This window comes from Pseudomonas sp. HMSC057H01 (genome assembly GCF_001836405.1).
GTDB classification, from domain to species: domain Bacteria; phylum Pseudomonadota; class Gammaproteobacteria; order Pseudomonadales; family Pseudomonadaceae; genus Pseudomonas; species Pseudomonas aeruginosa.
Genome location: NZ_KV828512.1, coordinates 613,292 through 628,610 on the forward strand (window position 1 = coordinate 613,292; position 15,319 = coordinate 628,610).

The following is a 15,319-nucleotide window of genomic DNA, read 5'->3' on the forward strand; positions in this document are numbered from 1 at the left end:
TCACCCTTCACTCTCGAAGTGGGGCGCATTCTACCGACCGAAAAACCTAAGTCAATGCCCTGATTGAATTTTTTTTGAAATTTCGGCGATCGCCTGTCGCCAAGGTCGGCGCCGGGGCCCATGCCGGCCCCAGCCACGGGCCGCTCACTCGACCCGCAGGCTCAGGCGCGCCGAGACCCGGCCGTCGACCTGGCGGTCCAGGCCGGCCTCCGCCACCTGCACGCCCTGCCCGTTCAACTGCTCCAGCCAGGGCAGCAGCTTGGCGAATGGCGCCGGCTGCAGGGCCACCTGCACGGCGCCCTCGCCTTCGTTGTCGAGGCGCTCGACACTCAGTCCGGCCTGGGCCGCCGAAGCCGTGACCATGCCCTGCAGCGCCGCCGGGTCGATCTGCGCCTGTGGCGCCGCGGCATCGGCCTGGCGCACGTTGGGCGCCTGCTGCTGGATGTAGGCATGCAGCGCGCGCTGTTCGGTGAAGTACTGCCGCGCCGACTGCAGATGGCGCTCGGCCGGGCGCCACAGCGCCAGGTAGAGCACCACCAGCAGGAGGAACGCACCGAGCCAGAGCAGCGCCAGGCGGTCCCGCGCCGGCAGCCCGCGCCAGCGGATCGCCAGCTGCGAGGTTTCCGCCTGGGCCCTGAGGCGCTCGTGGAATTGCGTCATCACCTTCATCTCAACCTCCTATCACCAGGCGCGCGCTGACCGTCGAGCCATCGCGGCTGGCCGAACCCAGCTGCACCGCCAACCCGGACTCGCTGAGACGCGAACGCAGCCGTTCCAGCACGTCGAAACCGGGAGCCCGCACCTGGAGGGCGACGTCGCCGCGAGCGGCGCTGAAGTCCAGTTGCTCGACGCTCACCGTTGGCTCGCCGCCGATCACCGTGGCGGCCTGGCCAAGCAGGCCGAGCAACTGGCCCTCGCCGCCGCTGCTGGCGCTGTCGGCCAGGTGCTGGTCGAACTGCGCGCGCAGGTTGATCAGCTTGCGGTCCTCGGGAAACAACTGGCGGTAGAGCTCTGCGCTCTGCGCCGCGTAGCGGTCGCCTTCGCGCTGCAACTGCCAGGCCTGGACCAGGGTAAAGCCCCATTGCAACACCAGCCACAGCCCGACCAGCCCCAGCAGCGGCCGCCAACGGCGCCACTGGCTACTCTGCTGGCGCGCGGCGAACTCGGCCTGGGCCAGGTCGGTGCCCAGCGGCTGCTCGCTCAGCCAGACGTGCGGATTGCCCGCCAGGGCCTGGACTTCCACCCCCTCCAGGGGCGCCACCTCCTGCGCGGCGAAGGCCCGCTGCGGCGGCGGGCAACTGTCGCGCAGTACCGGCCAATCCTCGCTGCCGCAGGCCAGGCGTACGGCGCCGCTGCCGCCGAGCAACCAGCGCTCTTCCAGCCAGAACAGGCAACTGCCCTCGCCCGGCAGGCAATCGGCATCGACATGCAGCGAAGCCGGCGCCTTGCCCGCGCCCTCGGCCAGCGCCAGCCAGGCGGCGAGCCAGGTGCGCTGCACGGCGAATACCCGGTGGCGGCCGTCGGCCAGCGCCGGACCAAGGGCAAGGTGCATCTGCTCGACATCGTCGGCCAGTTGTTCCTCCACCGCAAACGGCAGCGACTGGCGCAACCAGCGCGCCTTCTGCGTAGGCAGGTTCACCGCGCAGGCGGTCACCGCCTCCACCGGCAGGTACAGCCGCCAGGGCGCGCGGATCTCCGCCAGCGCCTGGACGAACGGCGCGCGCCGGCACTCGCCATCCTGCACCCACCATACCGCCAGTTCCCCATCGGCCCCCGCCGTGCTGGCGGGCGGCAGGAACAGCGCACTCACTCCACTCATCGCTCGTCCTTCTTCCAATCGTCGCCGCCCGTCGACGGGATGGGCAGGCCGCCCTGCCCCATGTCGCGGGCCATCACGCGTATCTTGCCGTCCTTGCCCCGCTGCAAGGTACTCACCAGCACCTGCCGGCGGTCGCCCAGGCTGACCTCGCTGATCACCTGGAAGTAGCGGGTGCCGACGGCAAAGTTGACGTTACTTGCCTTTGATCCCAACTCGTTCAGGTGCTTGCTGAACTCAGTCTTCTCCTGGAAGCCTTCTCGCCCACGAGCCGCCACGATGTTTTCCGCCTGTCCCGGATCGATCTCGAACATGGCGGCCAGCACCGGCACGCTGGCGGTGTTCACGTTCAGCGGCGCATCCTCGGGCAAGGCGCTGACGAACGGCAGCAGGCGTCGATAGTCGGCTTCCGACAATTTCAGCAGGCGCAGCTCGGACACGTCCTTGAAACTGCGGTTGGCGGCGCGGTAGGCCGGCGCCTCCAGCAGGTACTGGTTGTCCTCGGCGCCTTGCTCGCCCTGCGGATTCTGGTCGGCGTCGAGCCAGTCGGCCAGCCGGTCCGGCAAGCCCTGAACGATCTCTTCCTTCATCCCCAGGGTGGCCAGCAGGCGACGGAACTGCTTCACCGAATCCGGCTTGACCTTGCGCTTGCGCACCAGTCCGTTGAGGTTGAAACGCCCGCTGGGGTCCTCGATCCGCACCCGCAGCTCGCCGCCGTCGTCCAGTTTGAACGGCGTCATCGGTCGCGCCCAGGCCTCGCCCAGGTGGTCCACCGGCTCGCGGGTATTCTCGCCGCCCTGGCGCAGGTCGCGGCGCAGCACCGCTTCCGCCAGGCGTTCGCCGCCCAGCGCATAGTGCCAGGCCTGGCGCACGTGCAACTGGTTGGCGCTGCTGCGTATCGCCAACTGCTGGCGGATGATCAGCCCGGCGCAGACGATGGTCACCACCGCCACCACCAGCAGCACGGTAATCAGCGCGACGCCGCTCTGCCCGCGCCTCATTCCGGCGCCCCCGGCATGCCTTCCGGCGGCTGCGGCACCCCGCCCTCGCCGTTCTCGCCATTCTCGCCGCCCGGCTGGCCCTGCGGCTGGTCCTGCTTGAGCGGCGGATCGAGCAGACGCCAGACGCGCACCAGCTTGCCGTAGTGGCGGTGCTCCAGGGTCATCTCCACCGCCAGCGGCAGGCTTTCCAGGCGCTCCTCCTCGCTGCCTTCGTCGGTCGGCCAGTGGCCCTGCCAGTTGTGCTCCTTGTCGAGGAAGCGCCAGCTCAGCGCGGTAACCCCGTCCAGCACCTGCTGCACCCGTGGCTTGCTGTCCTGGGCGCGGTCCAGAACCAGCCAGTAGCGGCGTTCGAGGGTCTCCCCGGACAGCGACCAGCGCACCCGCTGCAGGCGCGAGCGCGCCTGGCCGAGCGGGTTGCGCCAGCCGCCACGGGTGAATTCGACGATCTGGTCGTTCTCGCCCTCGCTGAGGAAGGCGCCACGGTTATCGCCCAGTTCGTCGCGTACCGGACGTTCGACCGCCTGGGTCAGGTCGCGCTCCAGGGCGCCCATCGCCCGCACCAGCTCGCGCATGCGCTGCTCCTGCACGCGAGTCGCCTGGTCGGTCTGCATCACGCTGTCGAACATGCGGTAGGTGGCCAGGGCCAGCAGGGCGAAGATGGCGATGGCGATCAGCAGCTCGAGCAGGGTGAAGCCCCGCTGTAGCCTCATGGCTGGCTCCCGAGGAAACCGACGAGGCGCGCCGCGGCGCGTTCCTCGATGCTGCCACGCTCGCGGCCAAGGGGCTTCGCCGCGACCCAGACGATCACCCGCCGCATATCCTGCTCGGCGGTGCTGTCGACCTGGGTGCGCCACTCCCAGCGGCGCCCGGCGAACTCCAGCTCGCCCTGGTTGCGGCCGCTGGAGGGCGGCGTCTGTTCCAGTTGCAATTCGTTGAGACGGTTGTCGGCGATCCACATCGCCAGGGTCTTGTCTTCCAGTCGCGAGGCGTTCTGCAGGCTGCGCGCGCTGGCACTGAGCACGCTGGCCGCGACCATGGCGAAGATCGCCAGGGCCACCAGCACTTCCAGCAGGGTGAAACCACGAGCGCGCCTCATCGCCGCGCCACCTCGACCCGTGGCAGGCGGAAACCGTCGCTGCTCAGCGACAACGCCCGCCCCTCGGGTCCGCGCTCGGCCAGGCGCAGGCGGAACGGGCTGAGTTCGCCACTGGAAAGGATCAGCAATTGCGGCTGGTCGGTGCCTTTCTTCTGCTCCTTCTCGCCCTTGCTGCCGGCCAGCACCAGCGGCTGGCCGTCCAGCTCGAAGGTCAGCTCCGCCCACTCCGGCAGGCGGTGGCTGTCGCGCGCCACCGGCAACCAGCGCGCCTTCGCTTCGTCGTAGCGCAGCACCTGATAGGCATCGCGCTCCAGGCGCAGGCCGTACTCGCGGTTGTCCAGCACGGCCTCGTCGGTCAGCACGCCGATCAGCCCGGCGAGCCGCTCGGCCTCGCTGTCCAGCTCCCGCGAGGTGCTGGCGAAGCCGGTGCTGAGCACCGCCAGGCCGATCAGCACGCTGATGATGACCATCACCACCATCAGCTCGATGAGGGTGAAGCCGCGCGAAGCCTGCATGTCCGGTCAGTTGTCCCAGTTGCCGATTTCGGCGTCGTTGTCGCTGCCGCCTTCCTTGCCGTCGGCGCCCAGCGAATACAGGTCGAACGGGCCCTTGGTGCCCGGCGCCAGGTACTGGTAGGGATTGCCCCACGGATCGACCGGCAGCTTCTTCAGGTAGCCGTCCTTGTTCCAGTTCTTCGGCTGCGGGTTGCCGGTGGGCTTCTTCACCAGCGCCTCGAGGCCCTGCTGGGTGCTCGGATAGGCGAAGTTGTCCAGCTTGTACATGTCCAGCGCGGCAGCGATGGCCTTGATGTCGCCCTTGGCCACGGTGACCTTGGCCTGGTCGGGACGGCTCATCACCTGCGGCACCACCAGGGCGGCGAGGATGCCGAGGATGACCACCACGACCATGATTTCGATCAGGGTGAAGCCCGACTGTTGGCGACGCTGCAATGGGCGGCTCTGATTCACGCGATTACCCCACGAGTTGGTTGAGAGAAAGGATCGGAAGAAGAATGGCAAGGACGATGACCAGCACCACCGCGCCCATGAATATCAGCATGAACGGTTCGAACAGGCCGACCATCAGGCCGATCTGCGCCGCCAGGTCGTTCTCCTGGTTGCGCGCGGTGCGCGCCAGCATCTGGTCCAGCTCGCCGGAGCGCTCGCCGCTGGCGATCATGTGCAGCATCATCGGCGGGAACTGTCCGGTGGCTTCCAGCGAGCGGGTCAGGCTGGCGCCCTCGCGGACCTTCTGCGCGGCCTTGACCACTTCGTTGCGGATGATCCGGTTGGCGATCACCTCGGCGGCGATCGCCAGCGCCTCCACCAGCGGCACGCCGCTGCGGGTGAGGATCGCCAGGGTCGAGGCGAAGCGCGCGGTGTCGGTGGAACGCACCAGCCGACCGACCAGCGGCACGCGCAGCAGGAAGCCATGCCAGCGCTCGCGAAAGGCATCCTTGCGTAGCGCGTAGCGGAAGCCGATCACCCCGCCGATCGCCGCGACGAAGGCCAGCGCGCCCCAGGCCTTGACCCAGTCGCTAACGCCGATCAGCACGCGGGTCAACAGCGGCAGCGTCTGCCCGCTGTCGATGAACACCCGGACCACGTCGGGCACCACGTAGCCCAGCAGGAAGCCGACGATGGCCAGCGAAGCGACCATCAGGATCACCGGATAGAGCAGCGCCAGCTGGATCTTCTGCCGCGACTGCTGGCGCTGCTCGGTGTAGTCGGCAAGTTGCTCCAGCACCGGGCCGAGGTGCCCGGCATGCTCGCCGGCAGCCACAGTCGCCCGGTACAGCTCGGGAAAGGCGGTGGGAAACTCGCGCAGGCTGCCGGCCAGGCTATGGCCCTCGAGGACCTTGGCGCGCACGGCGAGAAGCATCGACTGGATGCGCTGCGAGGTGGACTGCGCCGCGGCGGCGCGCAGCGCCTCCTCGATCGGCAACGCGGCCTGGACCAGGGTCGCCAGTTGCCGGGTCACCAATGCCAGGTCGCGCGCGGACAGTCCGCGGGCGAACGTCAGGCGCCCGCCCTGCCCGCTCTGCTCGCGGGTACGGGTGGGCTTCACATCGAGCGGCGCCAATTGGCGCTCGCGCAGCAATTGGCGGACCTGGCGCGCGCTGTCCGCCTCCAGCACGCCCTTCTGCTGGCGACCGCTGGGGTCGAGGGCGAGGTATTCGAAGGCGGCCATTATTCTTCCCGGGTCACGCGCAGGACTTCCTCGACCGTAGTGACGCCTTCCAGCACCTTGCGCCGACCGTCGTCGCGGATGCTTGGTCCGCTGGTGCGGGCATGCCGGGTCATTTCCTGCTCGGAGGATTCGTTGTGGATCAGCGAGCGCATGTGGTCGTCGAACACCACCAGTTCATAGATACCGGTACGCCCGCGATAGCCATGCTGGTGGCACTCGCCGCAGCCGCGGGCGCGATGCAGGGTCGGCGGCGCGGCGGGATCGACGCCGAGCAGCGCGCACTCGGCCTCGTCGGCGCGGTAGGGCTCCTTGCACGCCGGGCAGAGCACCCGCACCAGGCGCTGGGCCAGCACGCCAAGCATGGAGGAGGACAGCAGGAACGGCTCGATGCCCATGTCCACCAGGCGGGTGATCGCGCCGATGGCGCTGTTGGTGTGCAGGGTCGAGAGCACCAGGTGGCCGGTCAGCGAAGCCTGCACCGCGATCTCGGCGGTCTCCCGGTCGCGGATCTCGCCGACCATCACCACGTCCGGGTCCTGCCGGAGGATCGCCCGCAGGCCGCGGGCGAAGGTCATGTCGACCTTGGCGTTGACCTGGGTCTGGCCGATGCCCTCCAGGTGGTATTCGATCGGATCCTCGACGGTGAGGATGTTCCGCGTGCGGTCGTTGAGCGTGGTCAGGCTGGCGTACAGGGTGGTGGTCTTGCCCGAGCCGGTGGGGCCGGTGACCAGCAGGATGCCGTGCGGCTTGCGCACCGTTTCGTCCATCAGCTTGCGGTCGCGCTCGCTCATGCCCAGGTGTTGCAGGTTCAGGCGCCCGGCCTGCTTGTCGAGCAGACGCAGCACCACCCGTTCGCCGTTGGCCGAGGGCAGGGTCGAGACGCGGATGTCCACCTCGCGCCCGCCGACCCGCAGGGAAATCCGCCCATCCTGGGGAATACGCTTCTCGGCGATGTCCAGCCGCGCCATGACCTTGATCCGCGATACCAGCAGGGCCGCCAGCTCGCGCTTGGGCTCCAGCACCTCGCGCAGCACGCCGTCGACGCGGAAGCGCACCACCAGGCGTTTCTCGAAGGTTTCCAGGTGGATGTCCGAGGCGTTCTCGCGGATCGCCTCGCCGAGGATCGCGTTGATCAGGCGAATGATCGGCGCGTCGTCCTCCTGCTCCATCAGGTCCTCGGTTTCCGGGACCTGGTCGGCCAGCGCGGCGAGGTCCAGGCTGCCGCCGAGGTCCTCGGCGAGCTGCATGGCCGCCGAGGAGTCGTGCTGGTAGGAGGCCGCCAGGGCCTGGTTGAAGGCGTCCTCGCCGAGCGCCTTGAGCGGCAGGCGGCGGCCGGCGAAGCGCTGCGCCTCGGCGATCGCCGCCAGCTCCACCTGCGGCCGGCAGGCCAGCCAGTACTGCTCCTCCAGGCACAGGAACAACAGGCCCTGGCGCTTGGCGAAGCTGAACGGCAGACGCCGTGGCGGTGCGGCCGGCGCGGCGATGTCGGGTAATGGGGCTGTCATCATGGATGCCTTATAGCGGTAACCTTACAGAAGTATCTTGGTCGTATATGACCACTGAACGGTTACCGTCAGTATTGTTAGTTGTTAGTCGTTTTGTGCGGCCGATCCCGAGTTCCTCTTGCAGAAGTATCCTGGCGAGCCGTTATCTTAAGCACAAGCGTGCCTGGCCCGGCCAGTCACACCTATTGATAGAAGTAGGTAGCCTACTGGCAACGAACTGCTATGATCCCTCGGCGATCTTCAGACATAACGATAAAGACCAGGAGTGATGTATTGCCTTTCTCCGGCGCCTCTTCCCGCTGGCTGCAGCGGTACGCCCCGGCCCTTCTGGCTGTTGCCCTGATCATCGCCATGAGCATCAGCCTCGCCTGGCAGGCGGCCGGCTGGTTGCGCCTGCAACGCAGCCCGGTAGCCGTCGCCGCCTCGCCGGTCAGCCACGAGTCGATCCGCAGCGATCCGACCCGCCTGGCGCGCCTCTTCGGCACCAGCGCCCAGGACCCCAACGCCCCGCCACCGGCCACCAACCTCGACCTGGTGCTCAAGGGCAGCTTCGTCCAGAGCGATCCCAAGCTGTCCAGCGCGATCATCCAGCGCCAGGGCGACAAGCCGCACCGCTACGCGGTCGGCGGCGAGATCAGCGACGGCGTGAAGCTGCACGCGGTCTACCGCGACCGCGTCGAACTGCAGCGCGGCGGGCGCCTGGAAAGCCTGCCCTTCCCGCACCGTTCCGGGGGACTGCTGGCCAGCGCGGACGACATTACAAGCGAGAACGACTCGATCGAACAACTGCAAAGCCTGCAGGATGAGAACGCTGCAGCATTGCGCGAGCGCCTGGACGCCTTGCGCCAGCAGATGGAAGCCACGCCCATCGCAGAACCCGCCGAAGAAGACTCGAGCGAGCCCACGACCACGCCTACGGAAAGCGACTGACCCGATGTCCCAACCTTTGCTCCGCGCCCTGTTTGCCCCTTCCAGTCGTTCGTACGTTCCCGCCGTCCTTCTCAGCCTGGCCCTCGGCATCCAGGCGGCGCACGCCGAAAACAGCGGCGGGAACGCCTTCGTCCCGGCCGGCAACCAGCAGGAGGCGCACTGGACGATCAACCTCAAGGATGCCGACATCCGCGAATTCATCGACCAGATTTCCGAAATCACCGGCGAGACCTTCGTCGTCGACCCGCGGGTCAAGGGCCAGGTCAGCGTGGTCTCCAAGGCCCAGCTCTCGTTGAGCGAGGTCTACCAGTTGTTCCTCTCGGTGATGAGCACCCACGGCTTCACCGTGGTTGCCCAGGGCGACCAGGCGCGCATCGTGCCCAACGCCGAGGCCAAGACCGAGGCCGGCGGCGGCCAGAGCGCGCCGGATCGCCTGGAGACGCGGGTGATCCAGGTGCAGCAGAGCCCGGTATCGGAACTCATCCCGCTGATCCGTCCGCTGGTCCCACAATATGGCCACCTCGCCGCGGTGCCCTCGGCCAACGCGCTGATCATCAGCGACCGCAGCGCCAATATCGCGCGAATCGAAGACGTGATCCGCCAGCTCGACCAGAAGGGCAGCCACGACTACAGCGTGATCAACCTGCGCTACGGCTGGGTGATGGACGCCGCCGAGGTGCTCAACAACGCCATGAGCCGCGGCCAGGCCAAGGGCGCGGCGGGCGCCCAGGTGATCGCCGACGCGCGCACCAACCGCCTGATCATCCTCGGCCCGCCGCAGGCGCGCGCCAAGCTGGTGCAACTGGCGCAGTCGCTGGACACCCCGACCGCGCGCTCGGCCAATACCCGGGTGATCCGCCTGCGCCACAACGACGCCAAGACCCTCGCGGAAACCCTCGGCCAGATTTCCGAAGGCATGAAGAACAACGGCGGCCAGGGCGGCGAACAGACCGGCGGCGGCCGACCGAGCAACATCCTGATCCGTGCCGACGAAAGCACCAACGCCCTGGTCCTGCTGGCCGACCCGGACACGGTCAACGCCCTCGAGGACATCGTTCGCCAGCTCGACGTGCCGCGTGCCCAGGTATTGGTGGAGGCGGCCATCGTCGAGATCTCCGGCGACATCCAGGATGCCGTCGGCGTGCAATGGGCGATCAACAAGGGCGGCATGGGCGGAACCAAGACCAACTTCGCCAATACCGGACTGTCCATCGGCACCCTGCTGCAATCGCTCGAGAGCAACAAGGCACCGGAATCCATCCCCGACGGCGCCATCGTCGGCATCGGCAGCAGCAGCTTCGGCGCGCTGGTCACCGCGCTCTCGGCCAACACCAAGAGCAACCTGCTGTCGACCCCGAGCCTGTTGACCCTGGACAACCAGAAAGCGGAGATTCTGGTCGGCCAGAACGTACCGTTCCAGACCGGCTCCTACACCACCAACAGCGAAGGTTCGAGCAACCCGTTCACCACCGTGGAGCGCAAGGATATCGGCGTCAGCCTCAAGGTCACTCCGCACATCAACGACGGCGCGGCCCTGCGCCTGGAGATCGAGCAGGAGATCTCGGCCCTGCTGCCCAACGCCCAGCAGCGCAACAATACCGACCTGATCACCAGCAAGCGCTCGATCAAGAGCACCATCCTCGCCGAGAACGGCCAGGTGATCGTGATCGGCGGCCTGATCCAGGACGACGTTTCCCAAGCCGAGTCGAAGGTTCCCCTGCTCGGGGACATCCCATTCCTCGGTCGCCTGTTCCGTTCCACCAAGGACACCCACACCAAGCGCAACCTGATGGTCTTCCTGCGTCCTACGGTGGTCCGCGACAGCGCCGGTCTCGCCGCGCTCTCGGGCAAGAAATACAGCGACATCCGGGTCATCGACGGCACTCGCGGCCCGGAGGGACGACCCAGCATCCTGCCGACCAACGCCAACCAGTTGTTCGATGGACAGGCCGTCGATCTGCGCGAACTGAAGACGGAATAACGGCGCCATACCGGCAAGGCGGCCTCATACGAAAAAAAGGCGCTGCTCCTTTCGGAACAGCGCCTTTTCCGCATCTCCCCGCCAACTCAGTCGAGGTAGACCATTTTCCGGGTCATGCCGCCATCGACCAGGAATTCCTGGCCGGTGACGAAACCGGCGTCCTCGGAGAGCAGCCAGGCCACCAGCGACGCGACATCCTCCACCGTTCCGACCCGGCCGACCAGGTGTTGGTCGTGGTCCAGCTCGGTCAGCGGCGCAGCCTCGCGCTCGGCGGCCTCGCGGGTATCGATCCAGCCGGGGCTGAGCGCATTGACACGGATCTCCGGGCCCAGGCTGGCGGCCAGGGCATGGGTCAGCGCCAGCAACCCGCCCTTGCTCGCGGCGTAGGCCTCGGAGTCAGGCTCCGACTGGTGGGCACGAGTCGAGGCGATGTTGACGATGGCGCCGTTGTGCGCGCGCAGATAAGGCGTGCAGTACTTGGCCAGCAGCATCGGACCGGTCAGGTTGACCGCCAGGGTCCGGGTCCACTCGCCGAGGCTCAGCGCCTCCAGCGGCGTATTGCGCGGATTGGCGATGGCGGCGTTGCAGACCAGGCCGTCGAGGCGGCCGAACTGACCGAGCACCTCGGCCACGCTCATCGCCACCTGGCCCTCCTGGGCCACGTCCATGGCCACGAACCAGGCGTGCTCGCCCAGCGCCTCGGCCACCCTGGCACCGCGTTCACGGTCGTTGTCGGCCAGCACTACCTGCCAGCCCTCGGCGATCAGCCAGGCACTGATGCCCAGGCCAATGCCCCGGGCCGCCCCGGTGACCAGGGCGACCTTGCCGTTGCCTCGCAGGTTGGGCTCGATCACAGCGCGGCCAGCCCCCGGGCCATGTCGGCCTTGAGGTCGTCGAGGTCTTCCAGGCCGACCGCGACCCGGATCAGGCTGTCGCCGATCCCGGCGCGCGCGCGGTCCTCGGGGGACAGCCGACCGTGGGAGGTGGTCGCCGGGTGGGCGATGGTGGTCTTGGTGTCGCCCAGGTTGGTGGTGATCGAGACCATCCGGGTGGCGTCGATGAAGCGCCAGGCGGCATCGCGCCCGCCCTTCACGTCGAAGCTGACGACCGCGCCGAAGCCACTCTGCTGGCGCCGGGCCAACTCATGCTGAGGATGGCTCTGCAGGCCCGTGTAGTAGACCCGCTCGATGCCCGGCTGGTGCTCCAGCCATTCGGCCAGGGCCAGGGCACTGGCGCTGTGCGCCTGCATGCGGATACGCAGGGTTTCCAGGCCCTTGAGGAACAGCCAGGCGTTGAACGGGCTGAGGGTCGGTCCGGCGGTGCGGAGAAAGCCGACCACTTCCTTCATCTGCTCGCCGCGACCGGCAACCACCCCGCCCATGCCCCGGCCCTGGCCGTCGATGTACTTGGTCGCGGAGTGGATCACCACGTCCGCACCGAGCTTCAGCGGCTGTTGCAGGGCCGGCGTGCAGAAGCAGTTGTCCACCGCCAGCAGCGCACCCTTGTCGTGGGCGATCTCGGCCAGCGCGGCGATATCCACCAGCTCGGCCAGCGGGTTGGATGGCGACTCGACGAAGAACAGCTTGGTATTCGGCTTGCACGCCGCCTCCCAGGCCGCGAGATCGCTCAACGGCGGATAGTCGACCTGGATACCGAAGCGCTTGAAGTACTTGTCGAACAGGCTGATGGTCGAGCCGAACACGCTGCGCGAGACCAGCACGTGGTCGCCGGAGCTGCACAGGCTCATCACCAGGGCGAGGATCGCCGACATGCCCGACGCCGTGGCCACCGCCTGCTCGGCTCCTTCGAGGGCGGCGATGCGCTCCTCGAAGGTGCGTACCGTGGGGTTGGTGTAGCGCGAATAGACGTTGCCCGGCACTTCGCCGGCGAACCGCGCGGCCGCGTCGGCGGCGGTGCGGAAGACGTAGCTGGAAGTGGTGAACAGCGCCTCGCCGTGCTCGCCCTCCGGCGTCCGCCGTTGCCCGGCGCGAACCGCCAGGGTGTCGAAGGCCGCGCCTTCCAGGTCGCTGTCGAGACGCCCGGCATCCCAGTCCTGAGTCATGCCGCTCTCCCCTTTGTCAGTCGTTGTACAGATCGATGATCGCGCTGACCGCCTGGCTCTTGGCCTTGGTCGCATCGTTGCGCGCCTGTTCGATCCGGTTCAGGTAGGCCTCGTTGACGTCGCCGGTCACGTACTCGCCGTCGAACACGGCGCAGTCGAAGTGATCGATCTTGATCTTGCCGCCGCCGACCGCGTCGATCAGGTCGGGCAGGTCCTGGTAGACCAGCCAGTCGGCGCCGATCAGCTTGCTGACGTCCTCGGTGCTGCGATTGTGCGCGATCAGCTCGTGCGCACTCGGCATGTCGATGCCGTAGACGTTGGGGTAGCGCACGGCCGGCGCGGCGGAGCAGAAGTAGACGTTCTTCGCCCCGGCCTCGCGGGCCATCTGGATGATCTGCTTGCAGGTGGTGCCGCGGACGATGGAGTCATCCACCAGCATCACGTTCTTGCCGCGGAACTCCAGCTCGATGGCGTTGAGCTTCTGCCGCACGGACTTCTTCCGCGCCGCCTGGCCGGGCATGATGAAGGTGCGGCCGATGTAGCGGTTCTTGACGAAGCCCTCGCGGAACTTCACGCCGAGCCGGTTGGCCAGTTCCAGCGCCGCGGTGCGGCTGGTGTCGGGGATCGGGATGACCACGTCGATGTCGTGGTCGGGACGCTCGCGGAGGATCTTGTCGGCAAGCTTCTCGCCCATGCGCAGGCGCGCCTTGTACACCGAGATGCCGTCCATGATCGAATCCGGACGCGCCAGGTAGACGTGCTCGAAGATGCACGGCGCGTACTTCGGCGCCTTCGCGCACTGGCGGGTATAGAGCTTGCCTTCCTCGGTGATGTACACCGCCTCGCCCGGCGCCAGGTCGCGGATCAGGGTGAAGCCGAGTACGTCCAGGGCCACGCTCTCGGAGGCGATCATGTATTCGACGCCGTTCTCGGTATGCCGCTGGCCGAAGACGATCGGACGGATCGCATTGGGGTCGCGGAAACCGACGATGCCATGGCCGGTGATCATCGCCACCACCGCGTAGCCGCCGACGCAACGGTCGTGCACGCAGGAAACCGCGGCGAAGATGTCCTCCTCGGTGGGCTGCAGCTTGTTGCGCACCGCCAGCTCGTGGGCGAACACGTTGAGCAGCACTTCCGAATCGGAGTTGGTGTTCACGTGGCGCAGGTCGGATTCGTAGATTTCCTTGGCCAACTGCTCGACATTGGTCAGGTTGCCGTTGTGCGCCAGGGTAATGCCGTAGGGCGAGTTGACGTAGAACGGCTGCGCCTCCGCCGAGCTGGAGCTGCCGGCGGTCGGGTAACGCACATGGCCGATGCCGACGCTGCCGATCAGGCGCTGCATGTGGCGCTGCTGGAAGACGTCGCGGACCAGGCCGTTGTCCTTGCGCAGGTACAGCTTATCGTCATGGCAGGTGACGATACCGGCAGCGTCCTGGCCGCGATGTTGGAGGACGGTGAGCGCGTCATACAGCGCCTGATTGACGTTCGACTTGCCCACGATACCGACGATGCCACACATGTGACGCAACCCCTACTTGGCTCAAGCTGGAAAGATGGGAAGCGCGATCGGTCCGTCCCGGACCATCGAGCTGACCAGGGCCTGTGGGCCGCTGGCTCCCGCGAATCGGCGACCTTCGCCGCCGACTGGCTCGCGGCACGTCCTGTGCCGCCGGCGCCGCGCCATCGACGCGCCGCCCTGGAAAACCGCGGGACCCGGCCTCGGCCAGTGTCCCGCCAAAATCACTGGCTGGGAAGCAGCCCGCCGATGCCGCTCGGCGGCGTTATCGGCGCGGCCGGCAACCACTGGCCGGCGAAACCGAGAATGAAGTTCTTCGACCAGTCGGCGACCATCAGGAAATGCGGCATCAGCACCGACTGCTGCCACCAAGGGTCCTGCTGTACCGGAGCCAGGCTGAGCAGGCCGACCAGCAGCACGACCAGCAGTACGCCGCGCGCGCCGCCGAAGACCATGCCGAGGAAGCGGTCGGTGCCGGACAGGCCGGTGACCCGGATCAGTTCGCCGATGAGGTAGTTGACCAGCGCCCCGAGCAGCAGGGTCGCGATGAACAGCAGCGCGCAGGCTGCGATGATGCGGGCCGAGGGGGTCTGGATGTATTCGCCCAGGTGCTGCGCCAGCGCCCCGCCGAACATCCAGGCCACCGCGCCGGCGACTATCCAGGTAAGCAGGGACAAGGCTTCCTTGACGAAGCCGCGACTCAGACTGATCAGGCTGGAAACGACGATGATGGCGACCATCGTCCAATCGACCCAGGTAAATGCCACTATGCAGCCCACAAGCAGAAAAGGCGCTGCATTTTAGCAGAGCGCGCCCGCGACGGTAAGCCGCGGGTCGCGGTCAACCGCGTTCCGGCTGGAAGCGCACGACGAAGCCGTTGAGCTTCTGCTGCTTGCTCAACTGGTCGCGCAGGCGATCCGCCTCGGCGCGCTGGATCACCGGCCCGACGAAGACCCGGTTCATCCCGTCGAAACTGCGGATGTAGGCGTTGTAGCCCTGGGAGCGCAGGGTCTTCTGCAGTTCCTCGGCGCGCGCCCGGTTGGACAGGCTGGCAAGCTGTACCGACCAGCTCTGCGGCAGGTTGTTGGCGTCCAGGCGCTTCTCCGCGGGCGGCGGGCTCGGCGGCGCAGCGGGCGGTTGCGGCTGGCTTGGCGGCGGGCTGGCGGCCGGCGCCTGGGTCTGGGCAGGCGGCGGGGTCGCCGGCAGGCCGCCGATCGGC

At 67.7% G+C, this 15,319-nt stretch carries 15 protein-coding genes and 1 pseudogene; 2 read left to right on the top strand and 14 right to left on the bottom strand.

Annotation, left to right across the window (positions count from 1 at the left end; translation table 11 throughout):
• Positions 1–144: 144 nt before the first annotated feature.
• From xcpZ to xcpR, 9 genes are read right to left on the bottom strand one after another with little or no spacing between them, the layout of a single operon-like run.
• Complete coding sequence (xcpZ, locus tag HMPREF2581_RS27720) at positions 145–669, bottom strand: GspM family type II secretion system protein XcpZ (RefSeq protein WP_003091369.1); 525 nt, start codon at positions 667–669, stop codon at positions 145–147.
• A 1-nt stretch (position 670) separates the two neighbouring features.
• Positions 671–1,819, bottom strand: coding sequence for a GspL family type II secretion system protein XcpY (xcpY, locus tag HMPREF2581_RS27725; RefSeq protein ID WP_003138524.1), 1,149 nt, complete (start codon positions 1,817–1,819; stop codon positions 671–673).
• A complete protein-coding gene (gene xcpX, locus HMPREF2581_RS27730; protein ID WP_003138522.1) occupies positions 1,816–2,817 on the bottom strand; it encodes a GspK family T2SS minor pseudopilin variant XcpX in 1,002 nt (333 codons plus the stop codon). The genes xcpY and xcpX overlap by 4 nt, the downstream gene beginning before the upstream one ends.
• A complete protein-coding gene (xcpW, locus tag HMPREF2581_RS27735) occupies positions 2,814–3,527 on the bottom strand; it encodes a GspJ family T2SS minor pseudopilin variant XcpW (protein WP_003110067.1) in 714 nt (237 codons plus the stop codon). Before xcpW ends, xcpX begins: the two co-directional genes overlap by 4 nt.
• On the bottom strand, positions 3,524–3,913 hold the full coding sequence (gene xcpV, locus HMPREF2581_RS27740) for a GspI family T2SS minor pseudopilin variant XcpV (RefSeq protein ID WP_003091373.1): 390 nt from the start codon (positions 3,911–3,913) through the stop codon (positions 3,524–3,526). The genes xcpW and xcpV overlap by 4 nt, the downstream gene beginning before the upstream one ends.
• The gene (xcpU, locus tag HMPREF2581_RS27745; RefSeq protein WP_003110066.1) at positions 3,910–4,428 is read right to left on the bottom strand and encodes a GspH family T2SS minor pseudopilin variant XcpU; all 519 of its coding nucleotides are present in this window, start codon (positions 4,426–4,428) and stop codon (positions 3,910–3,912) included. The genes xcpV and xcpU overlap by 4 nt, the downstream gene beginning before the upstream one ends.
• Positions 4,429–4,434: 6 nt before the next feature.
• Positions 4,435–4,881, bottom strand: coding sequence for a GspG family T2SS major pseudopilin variant XcpT (gene xcpT / locus HMPREF2581_RS27750; RefSeq protein ID WP_003130409.1), 447 nt, complete (start codon positions 4,879–4,881; stop codon positions 4,435–4,437).
• A gap of 4 nt (positions 4,882–4,885) precedes the next feature.
• A complete protein-coding gene (xcpS, locus tag HMPREF2581_RS27755; protein WP_003091376.1) occupies positions 4,886–6,103 on the bottom strand; it encodes a GspF family T2SS innner membrane protein variant XcpS in 1,218 nt (405 codons plus the stop codon).
• Positions 6,103–7,611 (bottom strand): GspE family T2SS ATPase variant XcpR, encoded by a 1,509-nt coding sequence (xcpR, locus tag HMPREF2581_RS27760; protein WP_003091377.1) that lies wholly within the window; start codon positions 7,609–7,611, stop codon positions 6,103–6,105. The genes xcpS and xcpR overlap by 1 nt, the downstream gene beginning before the upstream one ends.
• 219 nt (positions 7,612–7,830) lie before the next feature.
• On the opposite strand from xcpR, the gene xcpP reads away from it, so the two are divergent.
• Positions 7,831–8,538 (top strand): type II secretion system protein N, encoded by a 708-nt coding sequence (gene xcpP / locus HMPREF2581_RS27765; RefSeq protein ID WP_003119750.1) that lies wholly within the window; start codon positions 7,831–7,833, stop codon positions 8,536–8,538.
• Positions 8,539–8,542: 4 nt separating this feature from the next.
• Positions 8,543–10,519: a GspD family T2SS secretin variant XcpQ gene (gene xcpQ / locus HMPREF2581_RS27770; protein WP_003138518.1), complete on the top strand. Its 1,977-nt coding sequence runs from the start codon at positions 8,543–8,545 to the stop codon at positions 10,517–10,519.
• Positions 10,520–10,605: 86 nt separating this feature from the next.
• Here xcpQ and HMPREF2581_RS27775 read toward each other — a convergent pair whose 3' ends face one another.
• From HMPREF2581_RS27775 to HMPREF2581_RS27795, 5 genes and pseudogenes are all read right to left on the bottom strand, one after another.
• Positions 10,606–11,373, bottom strand: coding sequence for an SDR family oxidoreductase (locus HMPREF2581_RS27775; protein WP_003091381.1), 768 nt, complete (start codon positions 11,371–11,373; stop codon positions 10,606–10,608).
• Positions 11,370–12,581, bottom strand: coding sequence for an O-succinylhomoserine sulfhydrylase (locus HMPREF2581_RS27780; RefSeq protein WP_003103540.1), 1,212 nt, complete (start codon positions 12,579–12,581; stop codon positions 11,370–11,372). The genes HMPREF2581_RS27775 and HMPREF2581_RS27780 overlap by 4 nt, the downstream gene beginning before the upstream one ends.
• Positions 12,582–12,597: 16 nt before the next feature.
• Positions 12,598–14,103, bottom strand: coding sequence for an amidophosphoribosyltransferase (purF, locus tag HMPREF2581_RS27785; RefSeq protein ID WP_003091383.1), 1,506 nt, complete (start codon positions 14,101–14,103; stop codon positions 12,598–12,600).
• 221 nt (positions 14,104–14,324) lie between these two features.
• Positions 14,325–14,867 (bottom strand): CvpA family protein, encoded by a 543-nt coding sequence (locus HMPREF2581_RS27790; protein WP_003113932.1) that lies wholly within the window; start codon positions 14,865–14,867, stop codon positions 14,325–14,327.
• 73 nt (positions 14,868–14,940) lie between these two features.
• Positions 14,941–15,319, bottom strand: a pseudogene (locus tag HMPREF2581_RS27795) (SPOR domain-containing protein); the annotation flags it as partial.

Excerpts from the sequence above, each read along its gene's own strand:
- xcpP (WP_003119750.1), top strand. The coding sequence starts at position 7,831 with ATGATCCCTCGGCGATCTTCAGACATAACGATAAAGACCAGGAGTGAT.
- xcpW (WP_003110067.1), bottom strand. The coding sequence starts at position 3,527 with ATGAGGCTACAGCGGGGCTTCACCCTGCTCGAGCTGCTGATCGCCATC.
- xcpS (WP_003091376.1), bottom strand. The coding sequence starts at position 6,103 with ATGGCCGCCTTCGAATACCTCGCCCTCGACCCCAGCGGTCGCCAGCAG.
- HMPREF2581_RS27780 (WP_003103540.1), bottom strand. The coding sequence starts at position 12,581 with ATGACTCAGGACTGGGATGCCGGGCGTCTCGACAGCGACCTGGAAGGC.
- xcpR (WP_003091377.1), bottom strand. The coding sequence starts at position 7,611 with ATGATGACAGCCCCATTACCCGACATCGCCGCGCCGGCCGCACCGCCA.
- xcpX (WP_003138522.1), bottom strand. The coding sequence starts at position 2,817 with ATGAGGCGCGGGCAGAGCGGCGTCGCGCTGATTACCGTGCTGCTGGTG.
- purF (WP_003091383.1), bottom strand. The coding sequence starts at position 14,103 with ATGTGTGGCATCGTCGGTATCGTGGGCAAGTCGAACGTCAATCAGGCG.
- xcpU (WP_003110066.1), bottom strand. The coding sequence starts at position 4,428 with ATGCAGGCTTCGCGCGGCTTCACCCTCATCGAGCTGATGGTGGTGATG.
- xcpY (WP_003138524.1), bottom strand. The coding sequence starts at position 1,819 with ATGAGTGGAGTGAGTGCGCTGTTCCTGCCGCCCGCCAGCACGGCGGGG.
- xcpZ (WP_003091369.1), bottom strand. The coding sequence starts at position 669 with ATGAAGGTGATGACGCAATTCCACGAGCGCCTCAGGGCCCAGGCGGAA.
- xcpQ (WP_003138518.1), top strand. The coding sequence starts at position 8,543 with ATGTCCCAACCTTTGCTCCGCGCCCTGTTTGCCCCTTCCAGTCGTTCG.
- xcpV (WP_003091373.1), bottom strand. The coding sequence starts at position 3,913 with ATGAGGCGCGCTCGTGGTTTCACCCTGCTGGAAGTGCTGGTGGCCCTG.